General features: G+C 72.6%; 16 protein-coding genes. 5 read left to right on the plus strand and 11 right to left on the minus strand.

The genetic code is table 11. The features are described from left to right. Positions 1-200 precede the first annotated feature (200 nt). Positions 201-755 (minus strand): TetR/AcrR family transcriptional regulator, encoded by a 555-nt coding sequence (locus tag RBH18_RS05070; RefSeq protein WP_306204752.1) that lies wholly within the window; start codon positions 753-755, stop codon positions 201-203. Between the two features lie 549 nt (positions 756-1,304). Here RBH18_RS05070 and RBH18_RS05075 point away from each other — a divergent pair. Further along, positions 1,305-2,111, plus strand: coding sequence for a DedA family protein (locus RBH18_RS05075; protein WP_306204753.1), 807 nt, complete (start codon positions 1,305-1,307; stop codon positions 2,109-2,111). A 164-nt stretch (positions 2,112-2,275) separates the two neighbouring features. Here RBH18_RS05075 and RBH18_RS05080 read toward each other — a convergent pair whose 3' ends face one another. After that, positions 2,276-3,676: an NAD(P)H-quinone dehydrogenase gene (locus RBH18_RS05080; protein WP_306204754.1), complete on the minus strand. Its 1,401-nt coding sequence runs from the start codon at positions 3,674-3,676 to the stop codon at positions 2,276-2,278. A gap of 105 nt (positions 3,677-3,781) precedes the next feature. On the opposite strand from RBH18_RS05080, the gene RBH18_RS05085 reads away from it, so the two are divergent. Next, the gene (locus RBH18_RS05085; RefSeq protein WP_306204755.1) at positions 3,782-4,243 is read left to right on the plus strand and encodes a gamma-glutamylcyclotransferase; all 462 of its coding nucleotides are present in this window, start codon (positions 3,782-3,784) and stop codon (positions 4,241-4,243) included. Here the strand turns inward: RBH18_RS05085 and RBH18_RS05090 are convergent. Genes RBH18_RS05090 through RBH18_RS05105 form a run of 4 tightly spaced genes read right to left on the minus strand, consistent with a single transcriptional unit; the run spans position 4,240 to position 7,559 of the window. Continuing rightward, the gene (locus RBH18_RS05090; RefSeq protein WP_306204756.1) at positions 4,240-5,178 is read right to left on the minus strand and encodes a GNAT family N-acetyltransferase; all 939 of its coding nucleotides are present in this window, start codon (positions 5,176-5,178) and stop codon (positions 4,240-4,242) included. The two genes, RBH18_RS05085 and RBH18_RS05090, sit on opposite strands and share 4 nt — an antisense overlap. Before the next feature lie 14 nt (positions 5,179-5,192). Beyond that, on the minus strand, positions 5,193-5,930 hold the full coding sequence (locus RBH18_RS05095) for an SCO6745 family protein (RefSeq protein WP_306204757.1): 738 nt from the start codon (positions 5,928-5,930) through the stop codon (positions 5,193-5,195). Between the two features lie 43 nt (positions 5,931-5,973). Continuing rightward, positions 5,974-6,924, minus strand: a complete 951-nt coding sequence (locus RBH18_RS05100) for a hypothetical protein (RefSeq protein ID WP_306204758.1) — start codon at positions 6,922-6,924, stop codon at positions 5,974-5,976. Positions 6,925-6,926: 2 nt separating this feature from the next. Continuing rightward, complete coding sequence (locus tag RBH18_RS05105) at positions 6,927-7,559, minus strand: MBL fold metallo-hydrolase (RefSeq protein WP_306204759.1); 633 nt, start codon at positions 7,557-7,559, stop codon at positions 6,927-6,929. Between the two features lie 109 nt (positions 7,560-7,668). Between RBH18_RS05105 and RBH18_RS05110 the strand changes: the two genes are divergently transcribed. Then, positions 7,669-8,502, plus strand: coding sequence for a DUF4349 domain-containing protein (locus tag RBH18_RS05110; protein WP_306204760.1), 834 nt, complete (start codon positions 7,669-7,671; stop codon positions 8,500-8,502). Positions 8,503-8,515: 13 nt separating this feature from the next. Here RBH18_RS05110 and RBH18_RS05115 read toward each other — a convergent pair whose 3' ends face one another. Both RBH18_RS05115 and RBH18_RS05120 read right to left on the minus strand, forming a co-directional pair. Then, positions 8,516-9,775, minus strand: coding sequence for an amidohydrolase (locus RBH18_RS05115; RefSeq protein ID WP_306204761.1), 1,260 nt, complete (start codon positions 9,773-9,775; stop codon positions 8,516-8,518). A gap of 112 nt (positions 9,776-9,887) precedes the next feature. Next, entirely contained in the window at positions 9,888-11,459 is a 1,572-nt protein-coding gene (locus RBH18_RS05120) for an acyl-CoA mutase large subunit family protein (protein ID WP_306204762.1), read from the minus strand. 185 nt (positions 11,460-11,644) lie between these two features. On the opposite strand from RBH18_RS05120, the gene RBH18_RS05125 reads away from it, so the two are divergent. Then, positions 11,645-13,630: a serine/threonine-protein kinase gene (locus RBH18_RS05125; RefSeq protein ID WP_306204763.1), complete on the plus strand. Its 1,986-nt coding sequence runs from the start codon at positions 11,645-11,647 to the stop codon at positions 13,628-13,630. 56 nt (positions 13,631-13,686) lie between these two features. Then, a complete protein-coding gene (locus RBH18_RS05130) occupies positions 13,687-15,318 on the plus strand; it encodes a phospho-sugar mutase (protein WP_306204764.1) in 1,632 nt (543 codons plus the stop codon). Positions 15,319-15,369: 51 nt separating this feature from the next. On the opposite strand, the gene RBH18_RS05135 is transcribed toward RBH18_RS05130, so the two are convergent. Genes RBH18_RS05135 through RBH18_RS05145 form a run of 3 tightly spaced genes read right to left on the minus strand, consistent with a single transcriptional unit; the run spans position 15,370 to position 20,507 of the window. Next, positions 15,370-16,056, minus strand: coding sequence for a GOLPH3/VPS74 family protein (locus RBH18_RS05135; RefSeq protein ID WP_306204765.1), 687 nt, complete (start codon positions 16,054-16,056; stop codon positions 15,370-15,372). A 57-nt stretch (positions 16,057-16,113) separates the two neighbouring features. Next, positions 16,114-17,025 (minus strand): GT-D fold domain-containing glycosyltransferase, encoded by a 912-nt coding sequence (locus RBH18_RS05140; protein ID WP_306204766.1) that lies wholly within the window; start codon positions 17,023-17,025, stop codon positions 16,114-16,116. Next, the gene (locus RBH18_RS05145) at positions 17,022-20,507 is read right to left on the minus strand and encodes a bifunctional glycosyltransferase/CDP-glycerol:glycerophosphate glycerophosphotransferase (RefSeq protein WP_306204767.1); all 3,486 of its coding nucleotides are present in this window, start codon (positions 20,505-20,507) and stop codon (positions 17,022-17,024) included. Before RBH18_RS05145 ends, RBH18_RS05140 begins: the two co-directional genes overlap by 4 nt. Positions 20,508-20,513 lie beyond the last annotated feature (6 nt).

Genomic DNA, 20,513 nt, shown 5'->3' on the forward strand with positions numbered 1-20,513 from the left:
CACCGCACCGCACCGCACCGCACCGCACCGCACCGCACCGCACCGCACCGAGCAGAGTGTCGCGGTGGGACGAGCGGTGTCCAGCGCAGCGCCACGCGTCGGGGCCATGCCGAAACGCGAGCGGCGCCGTCCCAGCCAGCCCGCGGGCGGAGCCTCGTCATGCCGGAACAGCATCGCGGCCGGAGCCGGCGCCGGGGACGTCAGGTCAGTTTGCTCATGACCGCGCGGGCGGTGTCGTCCGGGGTGGCCGGGTGGTCCGTCAGCGCGCCGCCGTTCCAGAGGGTGGCGAGCCCGTGGGCGGCCGACCAGAGGGCCAGCCCGCCGGCCTCGGTGTTCGCGGCGGCGGCGGCATCCGGGCTCGCGCCGAGGTGCAGGGCCCGGGTCACGCGGCGGCGGGCGGTGAGCAGGCTGCGGTCGGTCGCGTGGCACAGGTCCGGGTGGAACATCACTTCAAAGTGGGCGCGGTGCTCCACGGCGTAGCGGACATAGGCGACACCCAGCTCCAGCCGGCTCCCGTCGCGCTCCCACGACGCCTCGAGCGCCGCCGCCAGCCCGGTGAAGCCCTCCGCCGCCAGGGCCGTGAGCAGCCCCTTCTTGTCGCCGAAGTGGTGGGTCGGCGCCGCGTGCGAGACCTCGGCGCGCCGGGCGATGTCGCGCAGGCTCAGCGCGGCGGGGCCCGCCTCGTCGATGGCGCGAACGGCCTCGGCCAGCAGCACCCGCCGCAGGTCGCCGTGGTGGTAGGTGTCCCTCACCATGGGCCGACCCTAACTAGGCACTGGCTAGTTGAACAGCGCAAACACGCGATCCCGGGCGATCCTCCCCGGACGAGAGCCGGCGGCCGCGCGACCTGCTACCCCGGATACGCGCCCCGACGGGCAAGGAGCGTGCGCGGCCGGACACGTCATCGTAAGAGTGACGTGTTGCACAGACGGGCTCGTCGGTATCAGCTTGGTAAAGACGGGCCGTCGGTACGGGACCTACCGACGGCCCGGGCGCGCCATGCCTGGTTGCACCAGGTGGGCGCCTTTCGCCCGACACCAGGAACGGGGGACCCGGTGTGCGTGGCAGCTACCAAGGTACGCGCGCGGGAGCCGCACCAGAAGCGGGGCAGCACCCGGCGGCACGGTGTGAGACAGTCGTCGCCTGGTGTCGCGTCTTGGACCCCCGGTGGCCGACGAAGGACGTAGCGTGTCCGGCATCACCGTCAGCTGGGCCTCATCAGGGCGCATGCTGAACTCAGCCCATTCTCAGGTGCGCCCACGGACAATGCCGTGGACCCTGGAGCCCGTGAGGTGACCGACCCGATGACCGACCTGTTGACCGTTCTGGCAACACCGGCTTGGGCTTACCTTGCCATTTTCGGGTTCATCGCCGTCGACGCCATGGTCCCGGTCATGCCGATCCAGGCCATCATGATCACCTCGGGCGCCCTGACGGTCTACGGCAACCTCAACCTGCCGCTGGTCATCACGGTCGGCGCCCTGGGCATGTTCGCCGGCGACTCGATCGCCTTCATGCTGGGCCGCGGCGCCGCCGGGCACAGCGGCGGCCGCTGGCTGAGCGGCAAGCTGGCCGCCTTCCGCCGGCGGTTCGCGCCCAAGTCGGAGGAGCGCGACAAGGAGTCGCGCACCAAGCGGGCCGCCGAGCGCTTCACCCGTGGCCTGCGCCGGCCGGGGCCGCTGGTCCTGCTGCTCTGCCGCTTCGTGCCGGGCGGCCGCATGGCGGCAGGGTGGCACGCCGGCCGCACCGGTTACCCGTTCAAGCTCTTCCTGCTGTACGACGGGGGCGCCGCCCTGGCCTGGGCGACCTACGGCGGGCTCGTCGGCCACGTCGGCGGCACGGCGATCACCCAGTCGGCCTGGCGGCTCTTCGCCATCGCGGCCACCGCGGCGGTGATCTTCGGCACGGCCGGCTGGATCCTGGCCCTCTTCGGCGGTCGCAAGGCGGTCGACGAGGAACTGTCGGAGGAGCTGTCCGAAGAGCTGTCGGAGGAGCTGTCCGAGGAGCTCGCCGGGGGCCTGGCCGGGGAGCTCGAGGCCGGCGACGCCGCCACCGAGGACGAGCCGGTCCACGACGCCCCGCCCACCGCGGACCGCCCCGCCCGCCGCTGACCCCCGCCGGGCAAGCGAGGAAGCACCACGCACAAGACCCCGGGGAAGCACCACGCGCAAAACCCCGCGGAACCACTACGCGCAAGCCCCCGGGGAAGCACTACACGCAAGACCCCGGAGAAGCACCACGCGCGAGACCCCGGGGGAAGCGCAGAACCGGAAAGCTACTGCAGCTCGTGCTGCATCAGCTGCCGCGCCGCCTCCGCAATCGACCCGGACAGCGACGGGTAGATCGTGATCGTGTGCGCGAGCTGGTCGACCGTCAGATTGTTCTCGACGGCCATGGTGATCGGCAGGATCAGCTCGCTCGCCTTCGGCGCCACGACCACGCCGCCGACGATCTGGCCGGTCGCGGGCCGGCAGAAGAGCTTGACGAACCCGTCCTGCAGCCCCGCCATCTTCGCGCGCGCGTTGCCGGTCAGCGGGAGCATCACCTGGCGGGCGGGCACCTTGCCCTGGTCGACGTCGTTCTGGGAGACGCCGACGGTGGCCAGCTCCGGGTCGGTGAAGACGTTGGCCGAGACCGTGCGCAGGCGCAGCGGCGCGACGGCCTCGCCCATCGCGTGCCACACGGCGATCCGCCCCTGCATGGCGGCGACGCTGGCCAGGGCGAGGACGCCGGTGCAGTCGCCGGCCGCGTAGATGCCCGGCACGTTCGTGCGCGAGACCCGGTCGACGGCCACGTAGCCGCCCGCGCCGAGATCCACGCCGTACTCCCGGAGACCCAGGTCGGCGGTGTTGGGCACCGCGCCGACCGTGATGAGGGCGTGGGAGCCCTCGACCGTACGCCCGTCGGAGAGCGTGACGGTCACCCCGGAGCCGGTGTTGACGACCGAGTCGGCGCGCGACTGGTTGAGGATCGCCATGCCGCGCTCGCGGAAGACGCGCTCGATGGCCATGGCGGCGTCCGCGTCCTCGTGGGGCATGACGCGTTCGCGGCTGGAGACGAGCGTCACCCGGACGCCCATGGCGAGGTAGGCGCTGGCGAACTCGGCGCCGGTCACGCCGGAGCCGATGACGACGAGGTGCTCGGGAAGCTCCTCGAGGTCGTAGACCTGCCGCCAGTTGAGGATGCGCTCGCCGTCCGGGACGGCCGTGGGCAGGACCCGCGGCGTGGCGCCGGTGGCGATGAGAACCGTGGTGGCGTCGATCGCGTACTCGTCGCGGCCGTGCGGGGTGACGAGCACCTGGTGGGTGTGGCCGAGGGTGTCCTCGCCGAGGCGGGCGGTGCCGTGCACGACGTCGACGCCGGCCTTGATCAGCTTGGCCTGGATGTCGCCGGACTGGGCGAGGGCGAGCTGCTTGACCCGCTTGTTGACGGCCGCCGCGTCCACCGAGACCGCGTCCAGCCCCGCCGACCGTACGCCGAAGCGGTCGTTGTGCCGATAGCCGGTGACGATCTCCGAGCTGGCGATGAAGGTCTTGGAGGGCACACAGTCGGAGAGCACGCACGCACCACCGGCCCCCTCGGCCTCGACGAGAGTCACGTCCGCGTCGAGCTGCGCGGCGACCAGCGCCGCCTCGTACCCGCCGGGGCCCCCACCGATGATCACGATGCGGCTCACGAGAAACAACCTCCAACGTCACGTACCGTAAGCTTCGTGCCGAAGAAGCTCGACACGCACGGCTTCTATTCTCCACCAACCACGAGTCGGGCTATCGTCATCGCCGTGGGTCATTACGCCGCGTACGGTGCAAACCTCGATCCGGCCCGGATGCGGGCCTATTGTCCGCACTCCCCGATGGTGGGGGTCGGCTGGGTCGAGGGCTGGCGGCTGACCTTCGCCGGCGAGGGCGAGCTGGGCTGGGAGGGCGCGGTCACCACGATCGTGGAGTCCCCCGGCGACCGGGTCTTCGTCGCGCTCTACGACGTGCACCCGTGGGACGCGGCACAGCTCGAGGAGCTCGAGGGCGTCACGGCGGGCACCTACCAGAAGCTCACCGTGCGGGTGTCGACGCTGGAGGGTGACGTCAGCGCCGGGGTCTACGTCTTCGACGGCTACGAGGGCGGCATGCCCACGGCGTGGTATCTCTCCGAGGTGGCCAACGCCGCGGAGAAGGCGGGCGCCCCCGACGACTACGTGCAGGAGCTGCGCCGCCGCCCCACCCGCACGTCGAAGCCGGAGCTCTAGAGCGTCCGCTGATAGATGTTCGCCCGGTAGAGCGGGGTCATGCCCACCCGGTGATAGAGCCGCGCGGCTCGCGTGGGATTCGCCATGTCGACGCCGAGCCCGGCCGAGGACCGGCCCTTGGCGGCATAGATCGCGAAGGCGCGCCGCAGCAGGGCTTCCCCCACACCCCTGCGCCTGTACGCCCCCAGCACCGCCAGCGACCGCACCCAGCCCTCGCCGTCCGCCGCCGACGAGTCCGACGACTGGAGCACGCCGGCCCATTCCCCGTCGACCAGCCCGACCAGCCACTCGTCCCAGGACACGCTCGTCTCGGCCCGCACCCGGGACAGCCACGTCTCGTAGTCCGTCGCGTGGTGATCGGTGTCCCGGAAGGCCTCCTCGATCGTCGCGTGGAAGCGCCGCAGCTCCGACTGCTCCACGGGTCGCACGGTCACGCCGGGCGGCGGGTCGGACTCCGCCCGGCCCGTCAGCGCCACGGCCATCCGCGCGTGCTGCTTGACGAAGCTGAACCCCGCCTCCGTCAGCGCCGAGATCCACGACTGCTCGGTCGGGATGGCTCCCGCCCGTACGTGATAGGTCTCATGCCCGAAGGCGGCCCCGCGCTCGGCAGCCCGCGCGAGCAGCAGCCCGAGCAGCGGCCGCAGGGCCGGCTCCCCGCGCGACGGCCACACGTAGATCTCCAGGAAGTCCCGGTCGCCGCGGTCCGCGTTGCCCGGATAGGCCCAGCCGACGATGGCGCCGGTCTCGTCGAGCGCCACCCAGCAGTCCCGGCCCATGTCGGTGTTGGCGCCGGTGAGGCCCTCACGGATGTCATCGGGCGTGAAGTCGGGCTCCCCCACCGAGGCGATGTCGCTGGCGTGGCAGAGCGCCAGCAGCTCGGGAACGTCGTCGAGCGTCGGGCGGCGCGTGGTCCACCCGGCGGGGAGATCAGTCACGCCGACAGCCTGCCTCAGGCGGTCAGCCGGTGCGACAGACTTTCGAGCAGGCCGCAGAACTCGACGCGCTCGGGGCCGTCGAGGGCCGCATAGGCCTGCCCGCTGAGCGAGTCGGCGATCGACTCGGCCCACATGCGGCGGCGCACGAGCGGCCCGGCCGGCGGATAGGGCGGCTGCCACCCGAAGGCGACGGCCTCCGTCTCGCCGTCCGGCCCGGCGATGATCGCCTGCAGCGGGGTCATGCCGCTCGCGCGCACGGAGACCACCTGGATGCCCAGCCGGTGCTCGTGCAGCAGGAACAGCAGGTGCGCCGCCTGGGCGCCGGGCTCCTCCGACGTCACCGGCACGGCACGCCACGCCGCGAACAGCGGCAGGGCGGAGATGTCCACTGCCGACACCACCCGGCCGGCCAGCTCGGAGAGGCGCGCGAGCCGCGGGAACGAGCCCAGCTCGGCGGCGCCCCACTGGCACAGCTCGTGCAGGTGCCAGCCGGCCACCTCCGCGGGCGGCGTGACCTTGGCGGCGGCCTCCCAGCCGTCGTTGATCGCGTCGGGCGCGATGAAGCCGACGGCGGCCGCGACGGTCTCGGGACGGACGTCGCCGAGGGCGCCGGCGCGGGCGGACACGTGGTAGGCCCAGCCGGACAGGCCGAGGAGCCGGGCCCGCTGCAGCGTGCGGGGCGACTCGGCGAATGCCCGGGCGACGGTGGCGAGCGCCGGACGGGCCTTGGCGGCTGCCTGTTCGGGGGTCACCGCCCGATTCTGCTCTTCATCCGCTGTTCAGGAAAACCGGCGGCTAGACCGGTTCATCGGCCTCCAGGTCTTCGATGGCTGCCTCGACGTCCCCCGTACGCCGCCGAGCCGCCGATGCATCGCGTTCGGCGGAGCGTCGCGCCAGCTTGCGCCGGGAGAGCTCGGCCTGCGCCACGATCCGCTGCCGTTCGAGTTCCGCGATCTGCTCCTCGATCTCATCGATGGAGTGGCCTGCGTCACTCTCCGCGCTGCGGGCCTGTTCCAACGCGGCGGTGGCCTTCTCCTCGGCCCGGCGCGCCTGGGTCAGCTCCCGTTTCAGCTCCCGTCGCCGTGCCTCCCGCTCGGCGCGCGCCTTCTCCTCGGCCCGATGACGCCGCTCGTCCAGCTTGGAGACCGGCGCCGACCAGTCACCCAGCGCAGGGTCCACATCGGGCTCGGCAGCGGCCGGCTCGGCGGCGCCGGACGGCGCAGCGGCGGCGTCGGTGACCAGGCGCAGGCGCGGGCGCGGCACCTCGCCGAACCCCGCGTACGTCGCCGCGCGCACCAGCCGCCCGCTCTGCACCTGCTCGGCGACCTCCGGCTCGGCCAGCGCCGCGGTGAGCGTCGCCTCCACCTCCCCGGTCGGCAGCTTGACCCGCCGCAGGGCGGGATCCTGTGCGACGGCGAGCTTCTGCGCCTCGGCGACGAGCGAGGACACGACCTGCCGCCGCTGCACCGACAGCTCCCGCAGCTCGTCGCCGCGCAACCCGCGCTGGGCGTCGCGCAGGGCCGTGGCCAGCTCCACGAGCTCGTCGATCAGCTCCGGCCGGCGCAGGGCGAGGAGGTTGACCAGCCACGCGGCCACGGTCGGCTTGCGCAGGGCGGCGATCTGCCTGGCCGCCTGCGGGTCACCGGACTTCTTGGCGTCCGCCACGGCGGCGGAGCGGGCCGCGACGAACCCGTCCGGCGGCGCCTCGTACAGCCTCCGGGCCAGCTCGTCGATGTCGACTGCCATGGTCAGCCGAGCGTGGTTTCCGGGGCCAGCTGGGCGTACTTCGTCCCGCCGAGCCGCTCGAGGTGGCCGTTGGACACGCCGGCGCCGGTCGCCGTCAGCAGGGCGTCGTGCAGCGCGTACGCCCGCCCGGGCCGGACCTTCCGGACGAAGTCGATCGCCTCGCTCAACTTCATCCAAGGAGCGTTCAACGGTACGAACAGAGTGTCCACATGCACGTCCGGCACGGTGAACGAGTCCCCCGGCGTGTAGACCGACTGAGCGCCGTCCGAGACGAGGAAGCCGAGGTTCGCCACGCGCGGGATGTCCTCGTGGATGACGGCGTGCTGTCCCCCGTACGAGGAAAGGGTGAAGCCGGCAGCCTCGAAGCGCGTGCCGGGCGGCACCGCGGTGACCACGTCGGAGAAGGCCGTCAGTTTCGGCAGCACGTCGGGGTGGGCGAAGACGCGCAGCTGCGGCCGGCGGGCGACCGCGTCGGCGAGCGCGTCCACGTCCAGGTGGTCCGGGTGCTCGTGGGTGATCAGCACGGCGTCGGCGTCGTTGAGCGCGGACCGCTCGCTCCACGCCCCCGGATCGACGACGAGCACCCCGTCGCCGGTGAACCGCAGGCAGGAGTGAGTGTATTTCGTGATGCGCACGGGCTTCCTCCGCTGCCGAATCGTGACCACTTGAGGTGCAGTCTGCCGGAACCGCCCCCGGGGCGTCGCACGTCCCAGCGGGCAGACCGGAACGGGGAGCGGAGGAGCCATGCGGACATCAAGGTGGTGGGCGGCGGCGGCCGTGGTGCTGGCGCTGAGCGCGTGCACCAGCGGAGCGAGCGACGACAGCTCGACGGTGGGAGCGGCCGGTGTGGCGGAGCAGCCGGCGGCGCAGAAGGCCGAGGACACCCCCGCCAAGGCGCCGGACCTGAGCGTCGACCAGCGGGCGATCATTTACACCGGATCCATCACCGTACGCGTGGACGACGTCAACGCCGCCGCCGCGCGCACCACCGGCATCGTCGCCGGGGCCAAGGGCTTCATCGGCGGCGACCAGCGCACGAGCAACGGGGCCGACGGCTCGTCCGACGCCACGCTGACCCTGCGCGTGCCCGCGGCCGGGTTCGGCGGCGTGATCGACCAGCTCGCCGGGCTGGGCACCGAGGAGAAGCGGGCGATCAGCACCGAGGACGTCACCGACGAGTCCGTCGACCTGGACGCCCGGATCAAGACCCAGCAGGCCCGGGTCGACAGCGGGCGCACGCTGCTGGCCCAGGCCAAGGATCTGGAGGACCTGGTGATGCTGGAGCGCGAGGTGGCGACCCGCGAGTCCGACCTGGCGTCGCTGCAGGCCAAGCAGCGCCGGCTGGCCGATCTGACCGCGCTGTCCACGATCACGCTCGTCCTGCTCGACCCCTCGGCCGAGGAGGACGAGCCCGCCCAGGGAGGGTTCCTCGGCGGGCTGCGCGGCGGCTGGCACGGCTTCACCACGTCGCTGGGGGTGGCGGCGACCGTGCTCGGCTACCTCCTGCCGTGGCTCGCCATCCTGGCCGTTCCCGTCGCGGTGATCATCGTGCGGCGGAGAAAGGCCAGGACCGCCTAGAAGTCAGGACCGCCTAGAAGGCAGCCGTGGCGAGCGCTGCCAGGGCGGTGTGCACCATCACGCGCACGCCGTAGCCGATGCAGCGCTCGTCCACGTCGAAGCCGCTCTGGTGCAGGTCGTGGTGCCGCTCGGCGCCCGGCGTGCCGGTGCCGAGGCGGATCATGGCGCCCGGCACGTGCTCCAGGTAGAACGCGAAGTCCTCGCCGCCCATGCTGACCTCGGCCTCGACCACCCGGTCGGCGCCGAGCGCGGCGCCCGCGGCCCCGGCGATGACGGCGGCGGCCATCCGGTCGTTGATGACCGGCGGGACCCCGCGGGTGTAGACGACCTCGGCCTCCGCGCCGGTCGCCGCGACCACGTCGCGGATCAGGCGGGTGATCAGCTCGGGCGCCTCGCGCCACGCCTCACGGTTGAGGATGCGGACCGTGCCCAGCACCTCGCCCTCGCCGGGGATCGCGTTGAACGCCTTGCCGGCGTGCACGGCGCCCCACACCATCGAGACGCCCGCGCGCGGGTCGACGCGGCGGCCCAGCAGCGACGGCACGTCGACGATCACCCGGCCGAGGGCGTGCACGAGGTCGGCGGTCAGGTGCGGGCGGGCGGTGTGGCCACCCGGCCCGGTGAGGCGGACCCGGACCGTGTCGGCGGCCGCGGTGAAGGGCCCCGACCGTACGCCCACCAGCCCGGCCGGCAACTGTGGGTAACAATGCAGCGCGTACACGGCGGCGACGTCCTTGAGCGCGCCGGCCTCGATGACGCCCGGGGCGCCCGAGGGCACCGCCTCCTCGGCCGGCTGGAAGATCAGCCGCACCCGGCCGGGCAGTTCGCCGGCCTCGTTGAGCTGAGCCAGCGCCAGGCCCAGCCCGAGCATCACGGTGGTGTGCACGTCGTGGCCGCACGCGTGGGTCACGTTGGGCACGGTCGAGCGGTAGGGCACGTCCTTGGTGTCGGGCAGCGGCAGCGCGTCGAGGTCGGCGCGGAACGCGATGACCCGGTCGCCCTCGCCGATGTCGCAGATCAGGCCGTTGCCGGCGGGCAGCAGCTCGGGGCGCAGCCCGGCCGCGGCGAGTTCGCGGGCGATCAGCTCGGCGGTGGCGAACTCGGAGTACGACGGCTCCGGATGCGCGTGGATGTGCCGGCGGATCGCCACCAGCTCGGTGCCGTGGGCGGCGAGCCAGCGGTCCAGCTGGCCGGGGAGGGGTTCGGCTCCTGGTGGCGGCCCGGGGAACGGCGCCGCCGGGGCGCCCTCGGACGCCTTCACTGCACTCGACACGTGATGATCGCTTCCGTCGTCTCGTCTCTCCGCTTTCCGCAACGCGCGACAGCGTAGACCCTTGGAGGTCGCTGTCCGTTACGAATACCCTCGCAACGGATTTCCACCGCGTTCAGAAATGCTCTACCGGGTGATAGACGCCCCACACCCCGCGGAGGGTGTGGCAGACCTCTCCCACAGTGGCGCGCCGGCGCAACGCCTCGCGCATCGGCGGCAGGACGTTCTCCGTGCCCTCGGCGGCCTTGCGGAGGTCGGCGAGGGCGGCTTCGACCGCGGCGCCGTCCCGCTCCGACCGCAGCGCCGCGAGCCGGGCGGCCTGGTCGGCCTCGATCTTCGGGTCCACCCGCAGCGGCTCGTAGTGCTCCTCGTCGTCCGAGACGAACCGGTTGACCCCGACCACGACGCGCTCTCCGCCGTCGATCTGCTGCGCGATCCGGTACGCCGACGACTCGATCTGGAGCTTCTGAAAGCCCTGCTCGATCGCCTCGACGGCGGACCCGTGGTCGAAGACGCGCTCGATCAGCGCCGTGGCGGCCGCCTCCACCTCGTCGGTCATGGCCTCGATGACGTAGGAGCCGGCGAACGGGTCCACGGTGTCGACCAGCCCGCTCTCGTACGCGAGGACCTGCTGGGTGCGCAGCGCGAGCCGGGCCGCCTTCTCGGTGGGCAGGGCGATCGCCTCGTCGTACGAGTTGGTGTGCAGCGACTGGGTGCCGCCGGCGACCGCGCCGAGCGCCTGGACCGCGACCCGCACCAGGTTGACCTCGGGCTGCTGGGCCGTCAGCTGCACGCCGGCGGTCTGGGTGTGGAAGCGGAGCATGAGCGACTTCGGGTTGGTGGCGCCGAACTCCTCGCGCATGATCCGGGCCCACATCCGGCGGGCCGCCCGGAACTTGGCGATTTCCTCCAGCAGCGTGGTGCGCGCCACGAAGAAGAAGGAGAGCCGGGGCGCGAAGTCGTCGACCGCCAGGCCCGCGGCGACGGCCGTCCGCACGTACTCGATGCCGTTGGCCAGGGTGAACGCGATCTCCTGCGCGGGCGTGGCCCCCGCCTCGGCCATGTGGTAGCCGGAGATCGAGATCGTGTTCCACCGCGGGATCTCGGTGCGGCAGTAGGCGAACGTGTCCGCGACCAGCCGCAGCGACGGCTTGGGCGGGAAGATGTACGTGCCGCGGGCGATGTACTCCTTGAGGATGTCGTTCTGGATCGTGCCCTGCAGCGCCTTGCCCGGCACGCCCTGCTCCTCGGCGACCAGCTGATAGAGCAGCAGCAGCACCGAGCCCGGGGCGTTGATCGTCATCGAGGTGGACACCTGGTCCAGCGGGATGCCGTCGAAGAGGCGCCGCATGTCGTCGATCGAGTCGATGGCGACCCCGACCTTGCCGACCTCGCCGTGGGCGATCGGGTCGTCCGAGTCGTACCCCATCTGGGTGGGCAGGTCGAACGCCACCGACAGGCCCATGGTTCCGGCCTTGAGCAGCTGGTGATAGCGCGCATTGGACTCGGCGGCCGTGCCGAAGCCGGCGTACTGCCGCATGGTCCACGGCCGCTTGGTGTACATCGTCGGGTAGACACCCCGGGTGTACGGGTACTCGCCCGGGCGGCCGAGCCGCTCGTCGAGGTCGTCGGGGAGGTCTCCGCTGTCGTAGACCGGCTTGATCTCGAACCCGGACTCTGCGTTCACGCCTTGATCCTAGAGGGTGAACCATTTTGCACTCAGAGTCCGAAAAGTTCCACTCAAAGCAACGGCGCGAACACGGCGCGTCGAGCTTGTGCAAACACTGGGCGACCGACTTCCGGAAAGCGGGGGGTACCGGGCAAGATAGCGGGGTTGGCCGACCGACCCTCAACCCCTTCGGTGGCATCTCTGTGACTCAGATTCCGACGTGGAGCAGTGGGAACACCGCTCCGACCAGCGGACGCGCAGCCCCGGGCACGCTCATCGGCGGGCGTTACACCCTGCGGGCCGCGGTCGGCCACGGCGGCATGGGCACCGTCTGGCGTGCCGCCGACACGCTGCTCCGCCGCGACGTGGCGATCAAGGAGGTCATCCTCCCGCCCGGCCTCGCCCCGAGCGACCGCGACGCCATGTACGAGCGGACCATGCGCGAGGCCCGCGCCGCCGCCGCCCTGCAGCACCCCGCCGTCGTGCAGGTCTACGACGTCGTGCACGAGAACGGCCGGCCGTGGATCGTCATGGAGCTGCTCGAGGCGCGCAGCCTCGCGGACATGGTGATTGAGGACGGGCCGGTCAACCCGCGGGTCGTGGCCAAGATCGGCATCGCCCTGCTGGGCGCGCTCGAGGTGGCCCACGCGCACGGCGTGCTGCACCGCGACGTCAAGCCGGCCAACGTGCTGATCTGCACCGACGGCCGCTGCGTCCTCACCGACTTCGGCGTCGCCCGGATGCCCACCGACGTGCAGCTGACCACGCCCGGCATGGTGCTGGGCTCGCCGCACTTCATCTCCCCCGAGCGCGCGATGGGCAGCGACTTCGGCCCGCCCAGCGACCTGTTCTCGCTCGGCGTGACGCTCTACACCGCGATCGAGGGCCGGCCGCCGTTCGACAAGGGCGACCCCATCGAGACCATGCACGCCGTCGTCGAGGACCCGCCGGCGCCCGCCGTCCGGGCCGGCTCGCTGACCCCCGTGCTCATGGGCCTGCTGGAGAAGGACCCGGCCCGCCGCTTCGACGTGCAGACCGCGCGCACCATGCTCCGCCAGCAGCTGGCCGGCCCGCTGGCCAGCAAGGCCCCGCCGCACCTGGCCACCGACCCCTACTCGGTGGTCCCGTCGCAGCGCCCGCCGGCCGCCGAGACCCAGCCGATCCCGCCGCCGCAGCCCAAGCCCAGCGGCCAGATCGGCGGCCGGGCCATGCTCGCGCCCGGCGAGTCGCTCTCCGGACACCTGGCGAAGCTCAAGAAGGGCGAGCGCCCCGCGTCCTCCCCGGCCCCGGCCTCGCCGGCGGCCGACGTGAAGACCGGCGCCTACCCGCCGCCTCCGCCGATGCCGGGCTCGGCCGCCGGCGACGCCACGAGCGTGATCCCGCCGCACGCCGCCCACCAGGGCCGCGGCGGTTCGGCGGACGCGACCGCGATGCTGCCGCCGCGCCGGCAGTGGGACGGCGCCCGGGCCGCCCGTGACCCGATCTCGCCCGCCGCCCCCGGCGGCGGCACGGTGGTCATGAGCCCCGGCGCCAAGCGCAAGCGGATGATCGACCAGACGGTCACCGCCGTGCGCGACACCTCGGCCAGGGCCGTCACCACGGTCAAGGGCTGGCCGCGCAACACCCAGATCATCGCCGCCAGCGCCGCCGCGCTGCTGGTGGTGCTCGTGATCGTGCTGACCTCCACCGGCGGCGGCGACCCCGAGACCACCGGCGCGAGCGCTCCCCAGGCCTCCGCGCCCGCCGAGGCCGCCGGCGCCACCCAGCAGTACAAGGGCCGCGGCACCTCGGTCGACGTGCCGCAGGGCTGGGAGAAGAAGACGGTCAGCGGCGCCACCTGGGTCGACTTCGTGGACCCGGACAACGACCGCAAGGTCCGGCTGCTGATCGAGGACGCGTCGTCCAAGGCCACGCCGCAGAGCTTCCTCAAGGTCGCCGAGAGCGGCCTGAAGAAGAAGGGCTCCAGCTGCCCGAAGCCGTACGCCCGGGTCGGCCTCGCCGACCAGGAGGTCAACGGCAAGCAGGGCGGCGTGCTGGAGTACACCTGCTCCACCACCCGCCACGGGCTGTGGGGCGCGGTCGTCCAGGACGGCAAGGCCTACTCGTTCTACATGACCAGCACCGAGGAGCAGTTCGCCGAGAGCAAGCCGATCTTCGACGCGATGGTGCAGAGCTTCACCATCGGCTGAGCCGGGGGTTCGGCCCCTCGGCTGTGGCGGCCGGGTCGTCGTGCTATCCACAAGGCATGGCGACTGACGACCTCCGCACGCCGGCCGAGACCTGGCTGGCCGACGACCCCGACCCGGCCGGCCGGGCCGAGCTGCAGGACCTGCTGGACCGGCTTCCGGAGACCGAGGCGGAGCTCGCCGACCGGTTCGCGGGCCCGCTCACCTTCGGCACCGCCGGGCTGCGCGGCCGGCTCCGCGCCGGGCCGAACGGCATGAACCTGGCCGTGGTCACCCGCGCCGCGGCCGGCCTGGTCGCCTGGCTGGCCGCCAACGACGGCACGGGCCCGCTGGTGATCGGCTACGACGCCCGCCACGGCTCCCGGCAGTTCGCCGAGCAGACCGCCCGGGTGGCCACCGCCGTCGGCCGCGAGGCCCTGCTCCTGCCCCGGCCGCTGCCCACCCCCGTGCTGGCCTACGCCGTCCGGGAGCTCGGCGCGGTCGCCGGCGTGATGGTCACCGCCAGCCACAACCCGCCGCAGGACAACGGCTACAAGGTCTATCTCGGCGCGCAGCTGGGCGGTCCCGCCGGCGCCGGCGCGCAGATCGTCCCGCCCGCCGACGCGGGCATCGAGGCCGCCATCCGGGCGGTCCCGTCCGCGGTGGGGGTCCCGCTCGGCGAGCCCGGCACGGTCCTCGGCGAGGAGCTCATCGACGGGTACGTCCGGAGCGCCGCCGCGGTCGCCGGAGCCGGCCCCCGGGACCTCACCGTGGCGTACACGCCCCTGCACGGCGTCGGTGGCCCGGTGCTGACGGCCGCCTTCGCCGCGGCCGGCTTCCCCGCCCCGGCGGTCGTGGCCGAGCAGGCCGAGCCGGACCCCGACTTTCCGACGGTCGCCTTCCCGAACCCGGAGGAGAAGGGCGCCATGGACCTGCTCCTGGCGCTGGCCAAGGAGACGGGGGCCGACCTCGCCGTCGCCAACGACCCCGACGCGGACCGGTGCGCGGTGGCCGTACCCCTCGGCGACAGCTGGCGTCCCCTCACCGGCGACGAGCTGGGCGTGCTGCTCGCCGACCACCTGATCCGCCGGGGGATGCCGGGCACCTACGCGACCACGATCGTCTCCTCCAGCCGGCTCGGCGCCCTCTGCCGGGCCCGCGGCGTCGCGTACGAGGAGACCCTCACCGGCTTCAAGTGGATCGTCCGCGCCGCCGAGGAGCTGGCCTTCGGCTACGAGGAGGCGCTCGGCTACTGCGTCGCGCCGGGGCTGGTCCGCGACAAGGACGGCATCACCGCCGCCCTGGTCGTCGCCGACCTCGCCGCGAGCCTGAAGGCCGAGGGCAAGTCGCTGCTCGACCGCCTGAACGAGCTGGACACCGAGTTCGGCGTCCACCGCACCGACCAGGTCTCCATCCGCGTCGAGGACCTGTCCGACATCGCCGCCATGATGGCCCACCTGCGCGCGAACCCGCCCAAGGAGCTGTCGGGAGAGCCGGTCACCGCCGTCGAGGACCGCGAGGCCGACAACGTGGTGACCCTGCGCACCGACCGCATCCGCGTGGTGGTCCGCCCGTCCGGCACCGAGCCGAAGCTCAAGGCGTACCTCGAGGTGATTGTCCCGGTCACCGGCAAGCTGATCAACGCCCAGTTCCAGGCGGGCGCCGAGGTGGCCCAGCTGCGCGGCGAGGTCACTAGGGCCCTCGGCCGCTGACCCCGCCTGTCCGCCCGGCGCGTTCCTCCACGCGCCGGGCCGGGGCGGCTCTCAGATGACCTTGGGGACGCCGAGGGCGGCGGTGATGGCCCGGCTCAGGGTGGCGACGACCAGGGCGACGCTCGGGCGGACGATCGAGTCCTCCAGGTTGCCGGTGCCGGAGAAGCCGGCGCCGCTGGCGATCTGCTCGAGGCGCTCGTGGGCGCGGGCCGCCTCCTCCGGGGGCAGGCGCAGGGCGGGCTCCATGCGGGTGGCCACCAGCAGGGTGCACAGGGCGGCCGTGCGCTCGTCCGGGATCTGGTCGGTGGTGAGCGCGTCCGCGAGGCGCTTGCGGATCTCCGCCTCGAAGGACGGGTCGCAGGTCGGGTAGCGGTGCACGTGGACGTAGCCGTCCATCTGGGTCTCGTCCACGTCCTGGATGACGCCGCGGGCGATGAGGTCGTCGAGCACGTGCTGGCGCAGCCGGTGCCGCAGCCGCTGCACCCACTGGGCGGGGGTGTGCGGGTCGTCGGCGGCGGCCTTGGCGAGGATCTGGTCGGCGATCGGGTCGCCCGTCGGCGTGGGGTCGTTGACGACGAGGTTTCCGGCCACGTACGCGACCCGACCGGCCAGCGCGAGGTCGACCAGCACCGCCGCGGCCATGCCGAGGTCGAGTCCGATGCGGGAACCGGTCGCCTTGCCGGTCCGGTCGTCATACGCGAGGAGGAGGAGTTCCTCAGCGAGCGCGATGGAGGTCATGTCGCAAACGATAGTGGCCGGTGTCACCGGCGCAATGGCCGGAGGTCGGGGATCGGACTACTTGCGGACCACCTCGAGTGCTTCGGGCCATGCGCCGCCCGCGAACACGTTTGCCCAGCTCTCGCTGATATGCCCCATGTCGACCGCCCACCGGCCGCGCTGCGAGAGCCAGGCGGCGACGAGCGTTCCGCACGGTCCGAGAGCGAGAAGATACAGCCTGTCGGGATCATGCTGGTCGAGTTCGGCCATCAGGCGCGGCAGATCCGCGTACGCGTCCCGGGCCGCCGAATACACGAAGTCGATCGACTTGGCGTTGCCGAACAGCTGCGGCTCCAGGTGGAAGCGGGACCCCTCCCCGGTGACGATGACGACCTGCTGCCCGTCCCACACGTCCCGCCACAACTGGGCGCCGCGGTTGCCGAGATGCGAGAAGTAGATCGGCCGGGACACGTGCGCCGTCCCGTACTGGACGTGCGGGTTGAGCAGGGGCTTGACCTCGGGCCAGATGTCCAGCCAGACGGAGGTCCAGTGCGCGTCCCGGAAGGTGTACGGGAAGCCGACCAGCAGCCGCTCCGGGTCGTACCCGTCCATCCCGAGCACCGCCCGCAGGTCCCCGGCGAGCCCGGCCGACCACGGCTGAAAGCGCAGGTTGTACTGCGGGCGGAGCATGATCTTCAGCTCGCCGTCGCCGAAGCGGGCCAGGCTGAGCCGGTCGTGGGCGACGCGGCGCATGGTCTCCTCGAAGCCCAGCTGCTGCGCCTCGGTGAACTCGCGGATCTCGGCGAACATCGCGGTGGACGCGAAGGCGCGGAAGCCCTCCAGATACTTGCGCTGCTCCTTGAGCTCCCAGCGGATGTCGTAGAGCAGCGAGTTCGTCTCCTGGACCGCCTTGAGGACCCGCGGGTCCGGCTTGGGCGGTTCGAGGCGGCGCTTGATGAGGCCCTTGGTGCGGCGCCAGGCGTTGGTCATCGGTGCTTCCTTCCCTCGGCCAGCATGCGGTCGGCGAGCCGGGCGGCGGCGTGGCCGTCGTCGAGGTCGGACGCCTTGGCGGCGAATGCGGCGTACCGCTCGGTGTACCCGGGGACGACCGTGTCGATGTCCCGGATGGCGGTGATCACTTCGTCCGACGTCGCCAGCAACGGCCCCGGCGCCTCGGCCTCGAAGTCGAAGTAGAAGCCACGCAGCTCGTCGCGGTAGTAGGCGAGGTCGTAGGTGAAGAACAGCATCGGCCGGCCGGTGCTCGCGAAGTCGAACATCACCGACGAGTAGTCGGTGATCAGGATGTCCGCCGCGGCGAGCAGGTCGGCCATGTCCGGGTAGGCGGAGACGTCGTACACGAAGCCGTCGCCCGCGCCCGGGATCTCGTCGATCACGTTCGGGTGCCGGCGGACGAGCAGCACGTGGTCCGCGCCGAGGCGGGCGGCCGCCGCTGCCACGTCGAGCTGCATGCTCATCTTGTAGACGCCGCCGCTGGACTCGTCGTCGCGCCACGTGGGGGCGTACAGGACGATCTTGCGCCCGGGCGGGAGCCCGACGACGGCCCGGACCCGCGCGGCGATCTCGGCCCGGTCGCGGAACAGGACGTCGTTGCGCGGGTAGCCGATCTCCAGGATCTCGCCGCCGTAGCGGAACGCGCGGCGCAGCAACGGCGTGCTGAACGTGTTCGGCGAGACCAGGAAGCTCCAGTTCGGCGCCTCCTCGGTCAGCTTCTCCAGGTAGCGGCGGTCGGTGAACTGCACGTCCTCGATGTCGAAGCCGATCCGCTTGAGCGGCGTGCCGTGCCAGGTCTGGACGACCACCTGCCCCTCGCGGCGCCGGAACCACTCCGGGAGGTGCTGGTTGGTGACGATGTACCGGGAGGTGGCGAGCGACTCGATCCACCGCTTGCTCCACAGCGCCACGGGCTCCGCGCTGTGCGGCAGCGGCGCCTGACCGTCCACCGACACCCACTGGTGCTCCAGCGGCAGGCCCCGGGCGAGCAGCTCCTCGTGGACAGCCTTGGGGCTGTCCGAGTACTGCCGGCCGGTGAAGGCGTTGTAGAGGACGACGTCGCGCAGCGGCTGCTTGCGTACGGCGGGATAGTGCCCCTCGCGCAGCAGCGCCTGGTTGCGGCGGCCCCGCTCCTCGTCGGCCAGCGCCGAGCGGATCCGCAGGTGCACGCGCTCGTCGTTGTGCCACTCCAGCGAGACGCGGGGCGCGTCCCCGGCCAGCGGCAGGGGCAGGGCCTCCAGGGCGGCGGGGATGGCGGGCAGCGGCTCGACCCGGCCGGTGCCACTGCGGCAGAGGATGTGCCAGGTGCCGGCGCGCATCCGGATCGCGGCGCCGAAGGACGGGACGGCGTCGGGGTCGACTTCGGTCCACCACGTGTCGCCGTCCGCGCGTACGGGGAAGGTCTTGGTCTCCCGGGCGTTGCCCGGCCGGATGATGATCCGGAAGTCGTCGGCGGAGCGGCCGTGCAGCCGCCCGGAGAGCCGGAACCGGCGGTCGCCCGTGGCCAGCCCGGTCAGCAGCGGCCCGGTCGGGAGCGCGACGATCACGGCCTCCCCGTTGCGCACCGTGGTGACGTGCACGGTGTGGGCGGTCAGCGCCAGCGGCTCCCCGGCGCTCGCCACCGCCGTGCAGGGCAACGAGGCGCCCCCGTCGGCGCCGGCGGCCAGGCCGATGGTCCACCGGTCGGCGGGCTCGCCCACCCGCAGCGGCAGCCGTCCACCCTCGATGTGGCGCAGGTCCTCGGCCGGGATCCGGAAGCGGAACTCCTCCCCCGTCACCTGCACCGGATAGCGGCGGGAGACGACGCCCGGCACCCGGGACAGCGTCGCGCTCGCCGGCGCGGCATGCCCGATCGTCCCCTCCACCAGCAGCCCGTCGCCGTCGATCCGCAGCCCCGTCACCCGGGCCGGGATCCGCTCCACCCGCAGCACCAGCTTGCCGCCCGCGATGTGCGGGACGATCCGGACGTCGCCGAACTCGCGCGGCGTCAGCCGGATCGGCTGCGCCGGCTGCCCGATCTCCAGGCCGCCCTTGCTCTTGCGGCCCACGCCGAGCACGCCGACGACGACGTTCCAGTCGCCCTCGCGCCACTCGCCCTTGTCGGTGCGCAGGGCGGCGGGGTCGAGCAGGGCCTCGAAACCCGACCAGTCGTACGCCGTCCGGGGCGACCCGTGGTCCGCGGTGGCATCGATGCACCGCCGCGGGGGCATCGGCTGCCGCCGCGTGCGCCGGCTGCTGCCGGCCTGCTTGAGCCAGATCAGCCGCGAGGTGCTCCACGGCCGGTTCGCGGGCTGGCCGGGAATGAAGGCGTGACCGCGGACCCGCAGCTTGCCGTCCACCCACTCCACCTCGTGCACCTTGCTGCGCGGGCGTGGCGTGCCGGCGACGAACAGCTCCGCCGGCAGCTGGGGCAGCTTCGCGTGCAGCAGATCCATGTCGTGGTAGCGGCGCAGGCCCCGCCGGGCGATCCGGCGCTGGCGGCGCAGCTCGGGCAGCATCTCCAGCAGCTCCGGCAGCATCTGGTTGCGAACCAGGGTCCAGAGCACCCGCTCCACGGCGGGCAGCTCCAGGATCGCCTCGGAGTCGACGGTGTCGAGGTAGGCGTTGCAGCGCTCCAGGAACACCGCCCTGTACTCGTCGTCGACCCGGGGCAGCACGCGGAGGAAGAGCATCAGGTCGCTCTTGAGGACCGACTCGTCGTACTGGCGCTTGAGGGCCCGGTGGCCCGCCTCGCCGAGCACCCGGCTGACGCCCCAGCAGTTGGTGAGCCGGTCGATGAAGGCGGAGATCTCCTCGCGGCGCTGCGTGATCGACTTGTCCGGGCCCTCGCGCTCGCGCCAGTAGTAGACGGGTGCTTCGAGCACGTCGACCGCCCGGGCGAGCACGTGTGCCGGGACGGTGACGGGGATGTCCTCGTACAGGACGCCCTCGGGGAACCGGAAGTTGTGCTTGTCCCAGAAGTCGCGGCGGTACACCTTGTTCCAGGCCGTGCGGTCGCCGAGCAGCACCGGGAGCTTGCTCACATGGGTGCTCAGATGCGTGGCGGCGAAGGGCGCCCGGTGCATCGGCGACTGGCTCAGCCCCCGGGTCGTGAGGCGCAGCACGTTGGCGCAGGAGAAGTCGGAGCCGGTCTGCTCCAGCGAGCCGATCAGCAGCTCCGCCGCGTAGGGGGCGAGCACGTCGTCGCTGTCGACGAACATGAGGTATTCGCCGGTGGCCCGGTCGATGCCGGTGTTGCGGGCCGCCCCCAGCCCCGCGTTCTCCTGCCGGACCAGCTGGAAGCGCGGATCGGCGGCCACGAACCGCTCGGCGATCGTGGCGCTGTCGTCGGTCGACCCGTCGTCCACCACGATCACTTCGAGGGCACCGCGGTACTGCCCGGCCAGCGACTCCAGACACTCCTCGAGGTACGGAGCCACGTTGTAGACGGGCACCACGATGCTCAGGACGGATTCGACCATGCGGAC

This window comes from Actinoplanes oryzae (assembly GCF_030757795.1).
Lineage (GTDB): Bacteria > Actinomycetota > Actinomycetes > Mycobacteriales > Micromonosporaceae > Actinoplanes.

Coding starts and splice junctions, on each gene's coding strand:
- RBH18_RS05070 (WP_306204752.1), bottom strand. CDS start 755: ATGGTGAGGGACACCTACCACCACGGCGACCTGCGGCGGGTGCTGCTG.
- RBH18_RS05075 (WP_306204753.1), top strand. CDS start 1,305: ATGACCGACCTGTTGACCGTTCTGGCAACACCGGCTTGGGCTTACCTT.
- RBH18_RS05100 (WP_306204758.1), bottom strand. CDS start 6,924: ATGGCAGTCGACATCGACGAGCTGGCCCGGAGGCTGTACGAGGCGCCG.
- RBH18_RS05110 (WP_306204760.1), top strand. CDS start 7,669: ATGCGGACATCAAGGTGGTGGGCGGCGGCGGCCGTGGTGCTGGCGCTG.
- RBH18_RS05130 (WP_306204764.1), top strand. CDS start 13,687: ATGGCGACTGACGACCTCCGCACGCCGGCCGAGACCTGGCTGGCCGAC.
- RBH18_RS05135 (WP_306204765.1), bottom strand. CDS start 16,056: ATGACCTCCATCGCGCTCGCTGAGGAACTCCTCCTCCTCGCGTATGAC.
- RBH18_RS05140 (WP_306204766.1), bottom strand. CDS start 17,025: ATGACCAACGCCTGGCGCCGCACCAAGGGCCTCATCAAGCGCCGCCTC.
- RBH18_RS05145 (WP_306204767.1), bottom strand. CDS start 20,507: ATGGTCGAATCCGTCCTGAGCATCGTGGTGCCCGTCTACAACGTGGCT.